The organism is Streptomyces ipomoeae 91-03, assembly GCF_000317595.1.
GTDB lineage: Bacteria > Actinomycetota > Actinomycetes > Streptomycetales > Streptomycetaceae > Streptomyces > Streptomyces ipomoeae.
In genome coordinates this window covers 1-15,299 of the sequence record NZ_AEJC01000069.1, presented here as the reverse complement: position 1 = coordinate 15,299, position 15,299 = coordinate 1, and the positions used below count along the sequence as shown (strand labels likewise).

Here is a 15,299-nt window from a genome sequence, read left to right as displayed (position 1 = left end):
GGCGTTCGTACGTGTCAGGCGTTCGTACGGTGTCAGATGTTCCTACAGGTCAGGCGTTCGTACGGGGAGAGGTCCGCGCCGACCTCAGTACGCGCTGTTGACGTTGTCGATCGACCCGTACCGGTGGGCCGCGTAGTTCGCGGCGGCCGTGATGTTGGCGACCGGGTCGTACTGGCTCCAGGCCGTGCCCGGGACGTGGTAGGTGTCGAAGGTCGGCTTGATGACCTGCAGCAGACCGATCGACGGGATGCCGTTCTGGGCGTTGATGTCCCAGTCGTTGATGGCGTTCGGGTTGCCGGAGGACTCCCGAATGATGTTCTTGTGCAGGCCGTTGTACGTGCCCGGGATGTTGTGCTTCTTCATGATGTCGAGCGACTCACGGATCCAGCCGTCGAGGTTGTTCGGATACGTCTTCACGGCCTTCGCGGCGGCGGCCTTGAGCTCGGCACGCTGGGCGGACCGGCTGGCGGCGGCCTTCTGCGCCCGCTCCTGCGCGGCGGCAGCCGCCTTCTCCTTCGCCGCCGCGGCTGCGGCCTGCTTGTTGGCGTCGGCCACCTGCTCGACGACGCTCGCCTTCACGTCCTTGGCCGAGTCCTGGCTGAACGCCACCGGCGCCGCGGACACCGTCTTCGGGGCGGTCTGAGCCTCGGCCGGCACCAGCGAGAACCCGAGGGCGACGGCGCCGACGGCGGCTGCTCCGGCGAACGAGAGCTTGTGGGTCTTGCGCAGCACGGGACTGTTGGCGAAGGTCTTGGCGATCTGGAGCATGAGTGATGGACCTCTTCGAATAGCGCGGAGGTCGCTCTGGGCCGGGTGGGGGACACTGCTCTTCCAGCGCAAACGCCGTGGGCGGAAACCCACGGCGCCGAGCGACGCAGCCATTCTTAGCGGCCGCAAAATTCTGTGGCAAAGGTGTGACGTACTATCCTGGATAGTGGAACGGGAAGTAGCAAAACAGGACAGACCGCCACGTCTCTCCCGCTCATAGCGCCCTTATGTATCTCCTAGGAAACTTCGTACGTGATGTGCGCCCTATGGGAGGGGTCACACGGAGCCGCTCCCGGCCTCACCGGCGGTTGCTGTCGCAACGCTCTGTGTGAGGCGCCTCCTCGGGCAGGATGAGGTGCACGTCTCCGAACTCGTGCCACAGGTAGCGCCCGCCGATCGCCTCGTCGTACGCGCGCTCGATCGCCGCCCGCCCCGCGATCGCCTCCAGCATCAGCAGATGCGAGGCCTCCGGCTCATGCAGCCCGGTCAGCAGCCCGTCGACCACCCGCACTCCGCGCTCCGGCGTCACCACCAGATCGGTCCACCCCGCACACGCCCGTACGACACCGTCGGGCCCGGCGGCGGACTCCACGGCCCGCACGGCGGTCGTTCCCACCGCGATCACCCGACCATCGCCCGCCACGGCCGCGTTGATCAGCCTTGCCGACGCCTCCGGCACCGCGAAGCGCTCCGGATACGGCGGCTCGTGCGCCTCCGCCGACGCCACCCCGGTGTGCAACGTGACCGGCGCGAACCGCACACCCCGGCTCACCAGCTCCGCCACCAGCCGCGTCGTGAACGGCCGCGCCGCACTCGGCATCTCCGCACTGCCCGAACCGTCCGCCGAGGGCAACGCGAACACCGTCTGATACACGGGCAACGGCTGATCCCGCTCCGTATAGGAGTACCGAATGGGCCGCCCGTGCTCCCTGAGCAGCGCCTCCACGACACATACCGGCGCTCCGGACGGCGCGGGGGCGCCCGGGACGGGCTCGCCGGCCGCCGAGGGAGCACCGGACGCACCTCTCGACCGCACCCCGCCCGGCGCCGACACCCGCGCCCACCACAGCCGCTCGCCCCGCTCGCTCAGCGGCTCCTCCAGGACCAGCCGTACGCCCCCGGGCAGCTGCACCTCCGTCCCCGCAGGCCCTCCCGCACGCGCGCGTGTGGTGCCCCGGCCGTCCGGGACCCGCAGCTCGACGGCCCAGCGCCCGTCGTCGCCCCGCGTGGAGAAATGCACCACCACGCGCGCGTGCCCGATCGCCCCGTCCACGGCCGCCGCCAGCGTCGGCGACGTGTTCACGATGAGCAGGTCCCCGGCCCGCAGCAACAGCGGCAGCTCCACGAACTCGTGGTGCGACACCTCCGTACCGCGCGACACCAGCAGCCGTACGGCGTCCCGGTCGAGGCCGGGCCCACGCTGCTCGGCGGGAACGCGCGCGTGCAGCTCCTCCGGAACACGCACCGTCGCCGTCGTCATCGCACCTCCAACAGGGACGGCGCCCCGTAGCGGCCACTGGCCGGCCGCTCGTCGAGCAGCCGCAGAAAGGCCGGAACCACGCTGTCCGGGGTCGGCCGCGGATCGTCGTCCTCCGGCACGGCCGCCGCGTACAGGTCCGTCCCCATGTCCCCGGGGTCCACCGCCCACACCCTGAGGCCCGGCTCCTCCTCGGCCAGCACCGCCGACAGATGGTCGAGCGCCGCCTTGGAGGCCCCGTAACCGCCCCAGGTCTCGTACGCCTCGGCCGCCGCGTCCGAGCTGACGTCGATCACCGTGCCCGCCCCGGAGGCCCGCAGCAGCGGCAGCGCCTCCTGGATCAGCCCCAGCGCCGCGACCACATTGACCTCAAGGGCCCGCCGCAGCCCGTCCAGGGCCAGCCCCTCCAGCCGTACGAGCGGCTCGGCACCCAGCGCGCTCGCGTTGTTCACCAGCAGATCGACACCGCCCAACGCCCGGGCCGCCGCCACCAGCTCGGCCCGGTGCCCGGCGTCCGTGACGTCCCCCGGCAGGGCCTCCACCCGCGTCCCGTGCGCCGAGAGCTCCTTGGCCGTTTCCCACAGGACCTCCGCGGTTCTGGCGTCGAGCACCAGGTCCCACCCGCGCTCCGCCAGGGCCGCGCCGAGCGCCCGCCCCAGCCCCTTGGAAGCCCCCGTGATGATCGCTACCGGCATGACATCCGTCCCCTCGTCCTCGACCGCCGCCCGATGCGACCGGCGGTGACCTCAACGTAGGAACGGCACCGCCGCCGACGCCTCGTCCGCGGGCCGCAAAGCGCCGGGGCCCTTCGCCCTAGGCCGACGGCCCGGGACCCGAGCCCTAGGCCGCCGGTCCGGGGCCAGGGTCCTAGGCCTCCGGCCTAGGACATGCGGACCGGGCGGGGCCTCCGGCGGTCCGATCCGCGTTGTCGGACCCCGCCGGTACGGTGAGGTCATGAGTCAAGGTCCCCGGTCGTCGGGCTTCGCCGCGGTGAGTTCCGCGCTGCTGGCCATGAGCAGACACCTGGAGGTGCGCGACGTCCTCAAGAGGATCGTCGCCTCCGCCCGTGAACTGCTCGACGCGGAGTACGCGGCCCTCGGCGTCCCCGACGACCACGGCGGCTTCGCCCAGTTCGTCGTCGACGGCGTCAGCGACGCGCAGTGGAAGGCCATCGGCCCGCTCCCGCGCCAGCACGGCATCCTCGCCGCGATGCTCCACGAGGCGACCCCCGAGCGCCTGGCCGACGTACGCAAGGACCCCCGCTTCGAGGGCTGGCCCAGCGCCCACCCCGACCTGGTCGACTTCCTGGGCCTGCCCATCCGTGACGGCGACGAGGTCATCGGCGCCCTCTTCCTCGCCAACAAGCGCTGCCCCAAGCCCGACGGCGGCTGCGGCTTCACCGAGGAGGACGAGGAGCTGCTGTCGATCCTCGCCCAGCACGCGGCGATCGCCCTGACCAACGCCCGCCTCTACGAACGCAGCCGCGAGCTCACCATCGCCGAGGAGCGCTCCCGGCTCGCCCACGAACTCCACGACGCCGTCAGCCAGAAACTCTTCTCCCTGCGCCTCACCGCCCAGGCCGCCGCCGCCCTGGTCGACCGCGACCCCGCGCGCGCCAAGGGCGAACTCCAGCAGGTCGCCGCCCTGGCCGCCGAGGCCGCCGACGAACTGCGCGCGGCCGTCGTCGAACTGCGCCCCGCCGGCCTCGACGAGGACGGTCTGATCGCCACCCTGCGCACCCAGATCCAGGTCCTGGACCGCGCCCACACCGCCCGCGTCACCTTCGCCGGACGCGGCGTCCGCGCACTGCCCGCCGCCCAGGAGGAGGCCATGCTGCGCGTCGCCCAGGAGGCCCTGCACAACGCCCTGCGCCACTCGGGAGCCGAACACGTCGACGTCACCCTCGACCGGCGCGGCGGCGGAGCCGTCCTACGGGTCATCGACGACGGCAGCGGCTTCGACCCCCAGGCGATACGCCGCGCGGGACGCCACCTCGGCCTGGTCTCCATGCGCGACCGGGCGAGCGGGGTCGGCGGCACCCTGACCGTGGAATCGGCGCCAGGAAAGGGCACCACGATCGAGATGGAGGTCCCCGGTGGCTGACGCAATCAAGGTGCTGCTCGTCGACGACCACCAGGTGGTCCGCCGCGGCCTGCGCACCTTCCTGGAGGTGCAGGACGACATCGAGGTCGTGGGAGAGGCCTCCGACGGCGCCGAAGGAGTCGCCCGCGCCGAGGAGCTGAAGCCCGACATCGTCCTCATGGACGTCAAGATGCCCGGCATGGACGGCGTCGAGGCCCTGCGCAAGCTCCGCGAACTCGACAACCCCGCGCGCGTACTCATAGTCACCAGCTTCACCGAGCAGCGCACGGTCGTCCCGGCCCTGCGCGCCGGCGCCGCCGGATACGTCTACAAGGACATCGATCCCGACGCGCTGGCCGGCGCCATCCGCTCCGTGCACGCCGGACACATCCTCCTCCAACCGGAGGTCGCCGGCGCGCTCCTGTCCCAGGAGGAGGCCAACTCCGGCCAGGGCAGAGGCGGTTCACTCACCGAGCGGGAGCGCGAGGTGCTCGGCCTGATCGCCGACGGCCGCTCCAACCGCGAGATCGCCCGCGCGCTGGTGCTGTCCGAGAAGACGGTCAAGACCCACGTCTCGAACATCCTCATGAAGCTCGACCTGGCGGACCGGACCCAGGCCGCGCTCTGGGCGGTACGGCATGATGTGACCGGATGACGTACCGATTGTCCGGCAACCTGGAATGTTCCGCTCCGGGCCGAGATTCATACTGTCGGGTGTATGTCACCCGGATGGCGCATCCCCGCCGGGGCTCTGCCGTTCTTCAGTGCGTGCTGCGTGCGACCGCCGCAGTGATCGCAAGGAAGGGCTCAGAAGTGAAGAACCTGAAGAAGGCCGCCGCTGTCACGATGGTGGCCGGTGGCCTCGTCGCCGCCGGTGCCGGCATGGCCTCCGCCACCGACGGCGGTGCGCACGCGGGCGGCAAGGCCGTCGGCTCGCCGGGTGTCGTCTCGGGCAACGTCATCCAGGCCCCGGTCCACATCCCGGTGAACGCGGTCGGCAACAGCGTGAGCGTCATCGGCGTCCTGAACCCGGCCTTCGGCAACCTGGGTGTCAACCACTGACGCCTCCGGCCCACCAGTGACCACCGGCCTTCCAGACCCCCTGGAAGGCCGGTCAGGTTTGCCCGGGGGTTCCCGAAGCCCCTGCGGGCGGCAGGGTTCGGCCGCCGACGCCCAATGGCTCGGGGGTGCGGCTTGTACGGCGACTGCAAGTGACGCCGTGGTCGCTCGCGCAGGTCGCCTGCATGGCTGCGGGCAGCCGCACCGCCGGGACGGCTGCCCACCCCGGTTCGCTCAGCCGCGGGCAATCGTGCCGCTGGGGCGATCGGGGAGGGTGAGCGTAGCGGCACCCTGTCGGCGCCGGGAAGCGAAACCCACCCCCGCCGGCAACAGCCGCCGGGCACCACCCCGCCAAGGCTTCAGCGCACCCCACCCGAGCCGGCGCTAGGGTGCGTTTTGAAAGTGCTGGTCACAGCCACTCGTTGATGGCTGCGACCAGCACGGTCGCCTCGTAGCGAACTGCCAACTTGTCGTATCTCGTGGCGACAGCGCGGTGCCGCTTGAGGCGATTGATTCCGCACTCGACCGCGTGGCGCTCCTTGTAGTCGGCCTTGTCGAACTTAGGTGGCCGGCCGCCGTGGGAGCCGCGGTTCTTGCGGTTGGCGATCTGGTCGCGCTTCTCCGGGATCGTGCAGCGGATACCGCGCTTGCGCAGGTAGGCACGGTTCGCGCGGGAGCCGTACGCCTTGTCGGCACGCACCTTGTCCGGCCGGGTGCGCGGGCGGCCCGACCCGAGCCGGGGCACCCGGATGCGGCCCAAGACCACCTGGAACTGCGGGGAATCACCGCGCTGTCCTGCCGTGATGACCAGCGACATCGGTTTCTGGGCCTGCTCGACCGCCAGGTGGAGCTTGGTTGTCAGCCCGCCCCGGGAGCGTCCGAGCCCGTGGTCGTCGGGCTCGATGAACACACCGCCTGGCGGCTCGGTCTGCAGATCCCCTTTTTGCGGGCGCCGGCCGCATGCTGGTGGGCGCGGGCGATGGTCGAGTCCACCGAGACGTCCCAGGTGATCAGTCCCTCGGCGTCGGCCTGGGCCTGCAGCTGTTCGAAGATGCGGTGCCAGGTGCCGTCCCGCTGCCAGCGGCGGAACAGGCCGTAGACCGTCTCCCACGGGCCATAGCGCTCGGGCACGTCCCGCCAGGAAGCACCGGCGCGGGTGCGCCACCGTATGCCGTCTATCAGTTGCCGCTTGGTGTGCACCGGTGGCCGTCCAGGCTTCTTGCCGACCGGGAGCAGGGGCTCCAGCTTCGCCCACTGTGTATTCGTCAGATCATGCCGCCCCACGAAGTGGGATCTTGACACATCAAGATCCACATATGAAACGCACCCTAGCGCCCCCGCTCCCGCTCCTCCACGAACGCGTTGTACGCCGCCACCTGAGCCCGCCGAGCCGTCCGCTCCACCGGACGCAGCGCAGCCGCCCGCGAGGCCATCTCGGAAGCGCTCACGGCACCCCCGTCCCCGGCCTCGTACGCCACCGAGATCAGCAACCCCACCCGCTGCGCCAGCTCCAACACCCGCACCGCCCGCGGCGGATACCCCGGCGCCAACACCTCCCGCCCCCGCTCGGCCCGCGCCCGATACGCATCGATCGCCGCCTCGGCCACCGGCCCGGACGCCGCCACATCCAGCCGCGACAACACCGCCGTGGCCTCCCGCAACGCCTCCGCCAGCTCCCGCTCGGCCTCCCCGAGCGACGGCACATCGGCGGGCGGCGCCTCCCGCACCTCCAGGCAGTGCCAGACGACCTCCACGTGCTCATCACCCGAGGGCCCGGCCGAGTGCACCTCCGGCACCAGCCCCAGCGCACCCCCGTGGCAGGTCACGGCCTCCTCCGCCTCCAGCGCCCGCTTGTTGAACTCCGGCGGCCCACTGAGCCCCAGCGGATGCCCCGGCGCGGGCAACGCGACCCGGAACCCGGTCACCCCCAGCCCCCGCAACCGCCCGAGCGCCAGCGTCAGCCCGACGGGCTCCGACTCCCCGGGCAACCCTTCGACCCGATGCAGCGCGTCCTCCCCGACAACGGCGAGCACCGCGTCATCCGGAGAGACAAGTCCGGCAAGAAGGGCATTTCCCCATGCGGCAAGGCGTCCTGAGCGCGGTTCCGAGAGCATGCCCCCACCCTAAGGACCGACCGATGGAATGGACGGCCCGACCGGTGGCGTAGATTTCCCTGAGGGCTGCGCCCACTCGGCGGTGGCTCCAACCACAGGCGTACGCGACAGCCGAGACAGGCCGACACTGCAAGGGGAGACAGCGCGCTCATGAGCGATGTTCTGGAGCTGGAGGACGTATCCGTGGTCCGCGAGGGCCGGGCTCTCGTGGACCAGGTCTCCTGGTCGGTCAAGGAGGGCGAGCGCTGGGCCATCCTCGGCCCGAACGGCGCCGGGAAGACCACCCTCCTCAACGTCGCCTCCAGCTACCTGTTCCCCAGCAAGGGCACCGCCACGATCCTCGGCGACACGCTCGGCCAGGTCGACGTCTTCGACCTGCGCCCCCGCATCGGCATGGCCGGCATCGCCATGGCCGAGAAGCTCCCCAAGCGCCAGACCGTCCTGCAGACCGTACTGACCGCCGCGTACGGCATGACGGCCACCTGGAACGAGGACTACGAGGAGGTCGACGAACTGCGCGCCCGCGCCTTCCTCGACCGCCTCGGCATGACCGAGTACGTCGACCGCAAGTTCGGCACCCTCTCCGAGGGCGAGCGCAAGCGCACCCTCATCGCCCGCGCCCTGATGGCCGACCCCGAACTGCTGCTCCTCGACGAACCCGCCGCCGGCCTCGACCTCGGCGGCCGCGAGGACCTCGTACGCCGGCTCGGCCGCCTCGCCCGGGACCCCATCGCCCCCTCCATGATCATGGTCACGCACCACGTCGAGGAGATCCCCCCGGGCTTCACTCACGTCCTGATGATCCGCCAGGGCAAGGTCCTCACCGCGGGCCCGCTGGAGCTGGAGCTCACCTCCCGCAACCTCTCCCTCTGCTTCGGCCTCCCGCTCGTCGTCGAGCAGGTCGACGACCGCTGGACCGCCCGCGGCCTGCCCCTCACCTGACCTCCAACTTCTCCTGCTTTTCCGCCCGTCGGACGCCCCGGCTCCACAACCCGGCCGGGGCGCGGCCGACTTGGCGGCCCTCATACGTGATCTTTGCTCCCTCGCGCTCTGTCGGCGGGACGATCCCGGTCCTACCATTGACCACGTGGACAGCATCGACGCATGGGTGTGGTGGCTGATCGGCGCGGCCGGGCTCGGTATCGCCCTCGTCGTGACCGCGATGCCGGAACTGGGCATGCTCGCCCTGGGCGCCGTCGCCGGCGCCGTGACCGCAGGGCTGGGCGGCGGTGTCGTACTTCAAGTGATCGTCTTCGCCGTCGTCTCCGTCGCCCTCATCGCCGTTGTACGGCCCGTCGCGGCCCGACACAGAGCCCAGCGGCCCCAACTCGCCACCGGGGTCGACGCGTTGAAGGGCAAACACGCCGTGGTGCTGGAACGGGTCGACGGCACGGGCGGTCGTATCAAACTGGGCGGCGAAGTCTGGTCGGCCCGCGCCCTCGACACCGCACAGGCCTACGAGGTGGGTCAGGAAGTGGACGTTGTGGAGATCGAGGGAGCCACGGCGATCGTCATATGACCTCGTACGACGTGGTCACGACGCGATGACGCAATGCACCGAACGACCCACCTGGCAGGCGCCGTTCTGCCAGACTCGACGAGCAAGATCTTCAACAGGCAAACAGGCATAAGATCGTCCGGAAGCGCCATGGCGGAGAAGGGCACGGGGAGCAAACGATGGAACCGATCATCATCGTCCTGATCATTCTGGTGGTGTTGGTCTTCATCGCCCTGATCAAGACCATCCAGGTCATCCCACAGGCCAGCGCCGCCATCGTCGAGCGCTTCGGCCGCTACACACGCACGCTCAACGCGGGCCTCAACATCGTCGTCCCGTTCATCGACACCATCCGCAACCGCATCGACCTGCGTGAACAGGTCGTGCCGTTCCCGCCCCAGCCGGTGATCACCCAGGACAACCTGGTCGTGAACATCGACACGGTCATCTACTACCAGGTGACCGACGCCCGCGCCGCCACCTACGAGGTCGCCAGCTACATCCAGGCGATCGAGCAGCTCACCGTCACCACGCTCCGCAACATCATCGGTGGCATGGACCTGGAACGGACCCTGACCTCCCGAGAAGAGATCAACGCGGCCCTGCGCGGTGTCCTCGACGAGGCCACCGGAAAGTGGGGCATCCGCGTCAACCGGGTCGAGCTGAAGGCGATCGAGCCGCCGACCTCCATCCAGGACTCGATGGAGAAGCAGATGCGCGCCGACCGTGACAAGCGCGCCGCGATCCTCACCGCCGAAGGTACGCGTCAGGCCGCGATCCTCACCGCCGAGGGTGAGAAGCAGTCCCAGATCCTCCGCGCCGAGGGTGAGGCCAAGGCCGCCGCCCTGCGCGCCGAGGGCGAGGCCCAGGCCGTCCGTACGGTCTTCGAGGCCATCCACGCCGGTGACCCGGACCAGAAGCTCCTCAGCTACCAGTACCTCCAGATGCTCCCGAAGATCGCCGAGGGCGACGCCAACAAGCTCTGGATCGTCCCCAGCGAAATCGGCGACGCCCTCAAGGGCCTCTCCGGCGCCATGGGCAACTTCGGAGCCATGGGCGGCGGTCCAACCGTCCCCAAGCCGACCGACGGCGGCAGCGAGCGCCGCGAAAAGCCGGCCATCGACTGAGCACAAGAAATGGGCCCGCCTTCACGAGAAGGGCGGGCCCATGCTTTTCAGGGGCGCGGGGCCGTGTCGAATGCGCGGCTCCACCGCGTGGGCGCGACAAACCACGACGAACCCGCAGCTGACGAACCACCCGTCGTCATCCGGCTCTCCCAGCGGAGCGCCTACGCGGCACTCTGCGAGAGCCACCCCGGCAGCGCATCGAAGTCGTCCCGCCCCAGCGCCAGCAGCATCGCATCCGCCGGCGTCGGCTCGAACGGCTGCCGCAGCAGCGGCATCCCCGCCTCCTCCGGAGTCCGGTTCGCCTTGCGGTGGTTGTCCTCCGCGCACGAGGCCACCGTGTTCAGCCAGCTGTCCTGACCACCCTGCGACCGCGGCACTATGTGGTCCACGGTCGTCGCCCGCCGGCCGCAGTACGCGCACCTGTGCCGGTCCCGCACCAGAACACCCCGCCTCGACCACGGTGCTTGTCTTCGGAAGGGCACCCGTACATACCTGCAGAGCCTGATCACCCGGGGCGCCGGTATGTCGACCGCGGCTCCGCGCATGCGCAGCTCGGGGTGGGTCTGCTCGACGACGGCCTTGTCCTGCAGTACCAGAACGACGGCTCGGTTGAGCGTCACCGTCGACAGCGGCTCGAAGCTCGCGTTCAGTACCAGCGTGTCCCGCACTCCAGCCCACCTCCTGTGCACCAGCCCACCCCCCGGCGGGCTTGGATCAACTCTGGCCGGGCACGCCGAGATGGACAACGCAATAAAAAATGCCCGCCTCTGATCACTTCCAAGACCAGAGACGGGCAAACGTTCAATGAACGTCCGGCTTCGTTACTTTTCCGCTACCGCCGCGTACTCACCGATGAGTTGAGCGCGCGCCAGCGTGTGGAACCGCAGATTGAATCCGACCACGGCGGGCGAAGCGTCGGAATCCGGGCCGAGCTTCTCCTGATCCACTGCGTAGACCGTGAACACATAACGGTGCGCCGGGTCACCGGGCGGCGGCGCGGCACCGCCGAAGTCCCTCGTCCCGTAGTCGTTGCGTACATGCACCGCGCCCTCGGGCAGCCCCTCGAACTTCCCCGAGCCCGCACCCGTCGGCAGCTCCGTCACGGACGCCGGGATGTCGAACACGACCCAGTGCCAGAACCCGCTCCCCGTGGGGGCGTCCGGGTCGTAGCAGGTCACGGCGAAGCTCTTGGTCTCCGGCGGGAAGCCCTCCCAGCGCAGCTGCGGCGAGATGTTCCCGCCCGCGTAGACCTGAGCGTCCTTGAGCGTCGCCCCGGGTTCGACGTCCTCGCTCGTGACCGTGAAGGACGGCACGACCGGATGGAAATCGTGGGGGAGCGGCGGCCTCTTCGGCTCGGTCACCTCGGTACCTCCTGATGGTTCTGGTCAGTGTGGGTACGTGCGGAACGCCGTACGGGATCCTGCGTATGCCCCCGTACCGGAACGCCGTACGGAATCCCGCCCTCCAGAGCCTAGAACCAGCTGCGCTTGCTGCCGACCTCCGAAAGCCACTGGTTCAGATACGCCGCCCAGTCAGTGCTCTGGTAGTCGTGCAGACCCACCTTGAAGGCGCGGAACGAGTCGCTGCCCTCGCTGAACAGACCCGGCTTCTTGTCCATCTCCAGCACGACGTCCATCTCGCGCTCGTCGGCGACGAAGCTCAACTCGACCTGGTTGAGCCCGTGGTACTGCTGCGGCGGGAAGAACTCGATCTCCTGGTAGAACGGCAGCTTCTGCCGCGTACCCCGGATGTGACCGCGCTCCATGTCCGCGTTCTTGAAACGGAAGCCCAGCTGGACGAAGGCGTCCAGGAGCGCCTGCTGCGCCGGCAGCGGGTGCACGTTGATCGGGTCGAGGTCACCGGAGTCGACCGCACGCGCGATCTCCAGCTCGGTCGTCACACCGATGTGCATCCCCGGCAGTGTCTGCCCCTGGATCGTGGTGATCGGCGTCTCCCAGGGGATCTCCAGACCGAACGGCACCACATGGACCGCCTCGGCCTTCAGCTCGAAGGCACCACCGAGCCGCTGCTTCGTGAACTCGATGTCCTGCTTGTACTCCGCGTCCTGGCCCTCGACCTCGACCTTGGCCTGCAGCCCGACCGACAGCGCCTCGATCTGCTGGTCCACGGAGCCGCCCTGGATCCGCACCTCACCCTGGACGACACCACCCGGGACGACATTGACCTCGGTCAGTACCGTCTCGACCGAAGCGCCCCCGGCCCCCAGGCTCGCGAGCAGCCGCTTGAACCCCATGTCTGTTCCTCCCGTCAGGCAACGCCTGTGTATCTGTGTGGCTCTGTGTTCTGTGTGGTGTGGATCGTTCTGTATGGCGTGGATCCTTGATCCCTACAAACGCAGACCGACGCCGACCGGTTCCGTGTCCTCACCCTTCCAAGGAGGACGCTCCCTCGCCACCCATCGGCCCGCACCGTCTGGACTACGCTCGTACGCCATGATCGCGACCCCCGACCGTACGCCCCTCGCCCGGGAGTTCTTCGACCGCCCCGTCCTGGAGGTCGCCCCCGACCTTCTGGGGCGCGTCCTCGTACGCAACACCCCGGACGGTCCGATCGAACTCCGCCTCACAGAGGTCGAGGCCTACGACGGCGCGAACGACCCCGGCTCCCACGCCTATCGTGGCCGTACAGCCCGCAACGGCGTGATGTTCGGCCCACCCGGATTCGTGTACGTCTACTTCACCTACGGCATGTGGCACTGCATGAACCTCGTGTGCGGTCCGGAGGGCCGGGCGAGCGCGGTCCTGCTGCGAGCGGGCGAGATCATTGAGGGCGCCGAGCTCGCCCGCAAACGTCGACTCTCGGCCCGAAATGACAAAGAACTGGCCAAAGGGCCCGCCCGCCTGGCCACGGCCCTGGATGTGGACCGAGCCCTCGACGGTACGGACGCCTGCGCCCCCGACGACCCACCGCTGAAGGTCTTCGCCGGCACTGCCGTGAGCTCTGACCAGGTGTTGAACGGCCCCCGCACCGGCGTCGCCGGAGACGGCGGAGTGCATCCCTGGCGCTTCTGGATCGCCAACGACCCGACCGTGAGTCCCTATCGGGCCCACGTCCCCCGCCGCCGCTGAACTTGACTCGCCTGTGGGCGATCCGTACCGTAGCCCGAGCCGCTTGAACCGGGTACGGCTATCAGCCAGCAGCCGGAAGCGGCCAACCCACTACCTACGACATCCCCTCGGCGGGGGCGAATCAGGCATGCCCTGATTCAAGTCCGCAGCACTCAATTATGAGTTGCCGAGGGAATCGGCTAACGTAGTGAATGTCGAAAGGCCGCAAGGGAAACTGCGAGGCCAAAGACCGTCGAAAGACACAGTGCCAATATCCTGCTAACACGGGATGGCCACCGAGGAAATCGGATCGGAAAACGATCTGGTAGAGTCGGAAACGCAAGACCGAAGGGAAGCGCCCGGAGGAAAGCCCGAGAGAAACGGCTCGGGTGAGTACGAAGGAAGCGTCCGTTCCTTGAGAACTCAACAGCGTGCCAAAAATCAACGCCAGATATGTTGATACCCCGTCTGCCGGAAACATTTCCGGTGGTCGAGGTTCCTTTGAAACAAACACAGCGAGGACGCTGTGAACCATCGGATCATTCCTCCGGTGGTTCCGCTCTCGTGTGTGCGCACCGGATTACCGGTACACATTCACGGAGAGTTTGATCCTGGCTCAGGACGAACGCTGGCGGCGTGCTTAACACATGCAAGTCGAACGATGAACCGCTTCGGTGGGGATTAGTGGCGAACGGGTGAGTAACACGTGGGCAATCTGCCCTTCACTCTGGGACAAGCCCTGGAAACGGGGTCTAATACCGGATACGACGCGCTCGGGCATCCGATGTGCGTGGAAAGCTCCGGCGGTGAAGGATGAGCCCGCGGCCTATCAGCTTGTTGGTGAGGTAACGGCTCACCAAGGCGACGACGGGTAGCCGGCCTGAGAGGGCGACCGGCCACACTGGGACTGAGACACGGCCCAGACTCCTACGGGAGGCAGCAGTGGGGAATATTGCACAATGGGCGCAAGCCTGATGCAGCGACGCCGCGTGAGGGATGACGGCCTTCGGGTTGTAAACCTCTTTCAGCAGGGAAGAAGCGCAAGTGACGGTACCTGCAGAAGAAGCGCCGGCTAACTACGTGCCAGCAGCCGCGGTAATACGTAGGGCGCGAGCGTTGTCCGGAATTATTGGGCGTAAAGAGCTCGTAGGCGGTCTGTCGCGTCGGATGTGAAAGCCCGGGGCTTAACCCCGGGTCTGCATTCGATACGGGCAGACTGGAGTGTGGTAGGGGAGATCGGAATTCCTGGTGTAGCGGTGAAATGCGCAGATATCAGGAGGAACACCGGTGGCGAAGGCGGATCTCTGGGCCATTACTGACGCTGAGGAGCGAAAGCGTGGGGAGCGAACAGGATTAGATACCCTGGTAGTCCACGCCGTAAACGGTGGGAACTAGGTGTTGGCGACATTCCACGTCGTCGGTGCCGCAGCTAACGCATTAAGTTCCCCGCCTGGGGAGTACGGCCGCAAGGCTAAAACTCAAAGGAATTGACGGGGGCCCGCACAAGCAGCGGAGCATGTGGCTTAATTCGACGCAACGCGAAGAACCTTACCAAGGCTTGACATACGCCGGAAAACCCTGGAGACAGGGTCCCCCTTGTGGTCGGTGTACAGGTGGTGCATGGCTGTCGTCAGCTCGTGTCGTGAGATGTTGGGTTAAGTCCCGCAACGAGCGCAACCCTTGTTCTGTGTTGCCAGCACGCCCTTCGGGGTGGTGGGGACTCACAGGAGACTGCCGGGGTCAACTCGGAGGAAGGTGGGGACGACGTCAAGTCATCATGCCCCTTATGTCTTGGGCTGCACACGTGCTACAATGGCAGGTACAATGAGCTGCGAAGCCGTGAGGCGGAGCGAATCTCAAAAAGCCTGTCTCAGTTCGGATTGGGGTCTGCAACTCGACCCCATGAAGTCGGAGTTGCTAGTAATCGCAGATCAGCAGTGCTGCGGTGAATACGTTCCCGGGCCTTGTACACACCGCCCGTCACGTCACGAAAGTCGGTAACACCCGAAGCCGGTGGCCCAACCCCTTGCGGGAGGGAGCTGTCGAAGGTGGGACTGGCGATTGGGACGAAGTCGTAACAAGGTAGCCGTACCGGAAGGTGCGGCT

The 15,299-nt window shown here is 68.3% G+C and carries 15 protein-coding genes and 1 rRNA gene; 8 read left to right on the top strand and 8 right to left on the bottom strand.

The window, feature by feature from the left end; translation table 11 throughout:
* Positions 1 to 84: 84 nt before the first annotated feature.
* From STRIP9103_RS04510 to STRIP9103_RS04500, 3 genes are all read right to left on the bottom strand, one after another.
* A complete protein-coding gene (locus tag STRIP9103_RS04510; protein ID WP_009298841.1) occupies positions 85 to 768 on the bottom strand; it encodes a transglycosylase SLT domain-containing protein in 684 nt (227 codons plus the stop codon).
* 298 nt (positions 769 to 1,066) lie between these two features.
* Positions 1,067 to 2,248 carry an S-adenosylmethionine:tRNA ribosyltransferase-isomerase gene (locus tag STRIP9103_RS04505; RefSeq protein ID WP_048819681.1) on the bottom strand — a complete coding sequence of 394 codons (1,182 nt, stop codon included), beginning with the start codon at positions 2,246 to 2,248 and terminating at the stop codon, positions 1,067 to 1,069.
* On the bottom strand, positions 2,245 to 2,940 hold the full coding sequence (locus STRIP9103_RS04500) for an SDR family NAD(P)-dependent oxidoreductase (protein ID WP_009298833.1): 696 nt from the start codon (positions 2,938 to 2,940) through the stop codon (positions 2,245 to 2,247). Before STRIP9103_RS04500 ends, STRIP9103_RS04505 begins: the two co-directional genes overlap by 4 nt.
* 259 nt (positions 2,941 to 3,199) lie before the next feature.
* Between STRIP9103_RS04500 and STRIP9103_RS04495 the strand changes: the two genes are divergently transcribed.
* From STRIP9103_RS04495 to chpE, 3 genes are all read left to right on the top strand, one after another.
* Entirely contained in the window at positions 3,200 to 4,348 is a 1,149-nt protein-coding gene (locus STRIP9103_RS04495) for a GAF domain-containing sensor histidine kinase (RefSeq protein WP_009298829.1), read from the top strand.
* Complete coding sequence (locus tag STRIP9103_RS04490) at positions 4,341 to 4,982, top strand: response regulator (protein ID WP_009298822.1); 642 nt, start codon at positions 4,341 to 4,343, stop codon at positions 4,980 to 4,982. The genes STRIP9103_RS04495 and STRIP9103_RS04490 overlap by 8 nt, the downstream gene beginning before the upstream one ends.
* A 158-nt stretch (positions 4,983 to 5,140) precedes the next feature.
* Positions 5,141 to 5,389: a chaplin ChpE gene (gene chpE / locus STRIP9103_RS04485; protein ID WP_009298843.1), complete on the top strand. Its 249-nt coding sequence runs from the start codon at positions 5,141 to 5,143 to the stop codon at positions 5,387 to 5,389.
* A gap of 406 nt (positions 5,390 to 5,795) precedes the next feature.
* On the opposite strand, the gene STRIP9103_RS45945 is transcribed toward chpE, so the two are convergent.
* A protein-coding gene (locus STRIP9103_RS45945) for an IS5 family transposase (RefSeq protein WP_234022256.1) occupies positions 5,796 to 6,670 on the bottom strand; the annotation gives its coding sequence in 2 pieces (ribosomal slippage) (positions 5,796 to 6,289 and positions 6,289 to 6,670; 876 coding nt in all).
* A 44-nt stretch (positions 6,671 to 6,714) separates the two neighbouring features.
* Positions 6,715 to 7,500, bottom strand: a complete 786-nt coding sequence (locus STRIP9103_RS04470) for a hypothetical protein (RefSeq protein WP_009298820.1) — start codon at positions 7,498 to 7,500, stop codon at positions 6,715 to 6,717.
* Between the two features lie 150 nt (positions 7,501 to 7,650).
* On the opposite strand from STRIP9103_RS04470, the gene STRIP9103_RS04465 reads away from it, so the two are divergent.
* From STRIP9103_RS04465 to STRIP9103_RS04455, 3 genes are all read left to right on the top strand, one after another.
* Positions 7,651 to 8,442, top strand: coding sequence for an ABC transporter ATP-binding protein (locus STRIP9103_RS04465; RefSeq protein WP_009298836.1), 792 nt, complete (start codon positions 7,651 to 7,653; stop codon positions 8,440 to 8,442).
* 145 nt (positions 8,443 to 8,587) lie between these two features.
* Positions 8,588 to 9,019, top strand: coding sequence for an NfeD family protein (locus tag STRIP9103_RS04460; RefSeq protein WP_009298834.1), 432 nt, complete (start codon positions 8,588 to 8,590; stop codon positions 9,017 to 9,019).
* A gap of 158 nt (positions 9,020 to 9,177) precedes the next feature.
* Positions 9,178 to 10,125 carry an SPFH domain-containing protein gene (locus STRIP9103_RS04455; protein ID WP_009298827.1) on the top strand — a complete coding sequence of 316 codons (948 nt, stop codon included), beginning with the start codon at positions 9,178 to 9,180 and terminating at the stop codon, positions 10,123 to 10,125.
* Positions 10,126 to 10,286: 161 nt separating this feature from the next.
* On the opposite strand, the gene STRIP9103_RS04450 is transcribed toward STRIP9103_RS04455, so the two are convergent.
* The 3 genes from STRIP9103_RS04450 to STRIP9103_RS04440 form a co-directional block, all read right to left on the bottom strand.
* Positions 10,287 to 10,793 carry an HNH endonuclease gene (locus STRIP9103_RS04450; protein ID WP_009298824.1) on the bottom strand — a complete coding sequence of 169 codons (507 nt, stop codon included), beginning with the start codon at positions 10,791 to 10,793 and terminating at the stop codon, positions 10,287 to 10,289.
* Positions 10,794 to 10,946: 153 nt separating this feature from the next.
* Positions 10,947 to 11,486, bottom strand: a complete 540-nt coding sequence (locus tag STRIP9103_RS04445) for a YbhB/YbcL family Raf kinase inhibitor-like protein (protein ID WP_009298831.1) — start codon at positions 11,484 to 11,486, stop codon at positions 10,947 to 10,949.
* A gap of 110 nt (positions 11,487 to 11,596) precedes the next feature.
* Positions 11,597 to 12,379 carry a sporulation protein gene (locus tag STRIP9103_RS04440; RefSeq protein WP_009298825.1) on the bottom strand — a complete coding sequence of 261 codons (783 nt, stop codon included), beginning with the start codon at positions 12,377 to 12,379 and terminating at the stop codon, positions 11,597 to 11,599.
* A gap of 199 nt (positions 12,380 to 12,578) precedes the next feature.
* On the opposite strand from STRIP9103_RS04440, the gene STRIP9103_RS04435 reads away from it, so the two are divergent.
* Together STRIP9103_RS04435 and STRIP9103_RS04430 are read left to right on the top strand one after the other, a co-directional pair.
* The gene (locus tag STRIP9103_RS04435; protein ID WP_009298828.1) at positions 12,579 to 13,214 is read left to right on the top strand and encodes a DNA-3-methyladenine glycosylase; all 636 of its coding nucleotides are present in this window, start codon (positions 12,579 to 12,581) and stop codon (positions 13,212 to 13,214) included.
* Between the two features lie 572 nt (positions 13,215 to 13,786).
* Positions 13,787 to 15,299 (top strand): 16S ribosomal RNA (locus STRIP9103_RS04430); the annotation flags it as partial.

Excerpts from the sequence above, each read along its gene's own strand:
- STRIP9103_RS04465 (WP_009298836.1), top strand. The coding sequence starts at position 7,651 with ATGAGCGATGTTCTGGAGCTGGAGGACGTATCCGTGGTCCGCGAGGGC.
- STRIP9103_RS04500 (WP_009298833.1), bottom strand. The coding sequence starts at position 2,940 with ATGCCGGTAGCGATCATCACGGGGGCTTCCAAGGGGCTGGGGCGGGCG.
- STRIP9103_RS04470 (WP_009298820.1), bottom strand. The coding sequence starts at position 7,500 with ATGCTCTCGGAACCGCGCTCAGGACGCCTTGCCGCATGGGGAAATGCC.
- STRIP9103_RS04495 (WP_009298829.1), top strand. The coding sequence starts at position 3,200 with ATGAGTCAAGGTCCCCGGTCGTCGGGCTTCGCCGCGGTGAGTTCCGCG.
- STRIP9103_RS04505 (WP_048819681.1), bottom strand. The coding sequence starts at position 2,248 with ATGACGACGGCGACGGTGCGTGTTCCGGAGGAGCTGCACGCGCGCGTT.
- STRIP9103_RS04455 (WP_009298827.1), top strand. The coding sequence starts at position 9,178 with ATGGAACCGATCATCATCGTCCTGATCATTCTGGTGGTGTTGGTCTTC.
- STRIP9103_RS04435 (WP_009298828.1), top strand. The coding sequence starts at position 12,579 with ATGATCGCGACCCCCGACCGTACGCCCCTCGCCCGGGAGTTCTTCGAC.
- STRIP9103_RS04510 (WP_009298841.1), bottom strand. The coding sequence starts at position 768 with ATGCTCCAGATCGCCAAGACCTTCGCCAACAGTCCCGTGCTGCGCAAG.
- STRIP9103_RS04440 (WP_009298825.1), bottom strand. The coding sequence starts at position 12,379 with ATGGGGTTCAAGCGGCTGCTCGCGAGCCTGGGGGCCGGGGGCGCTTCG.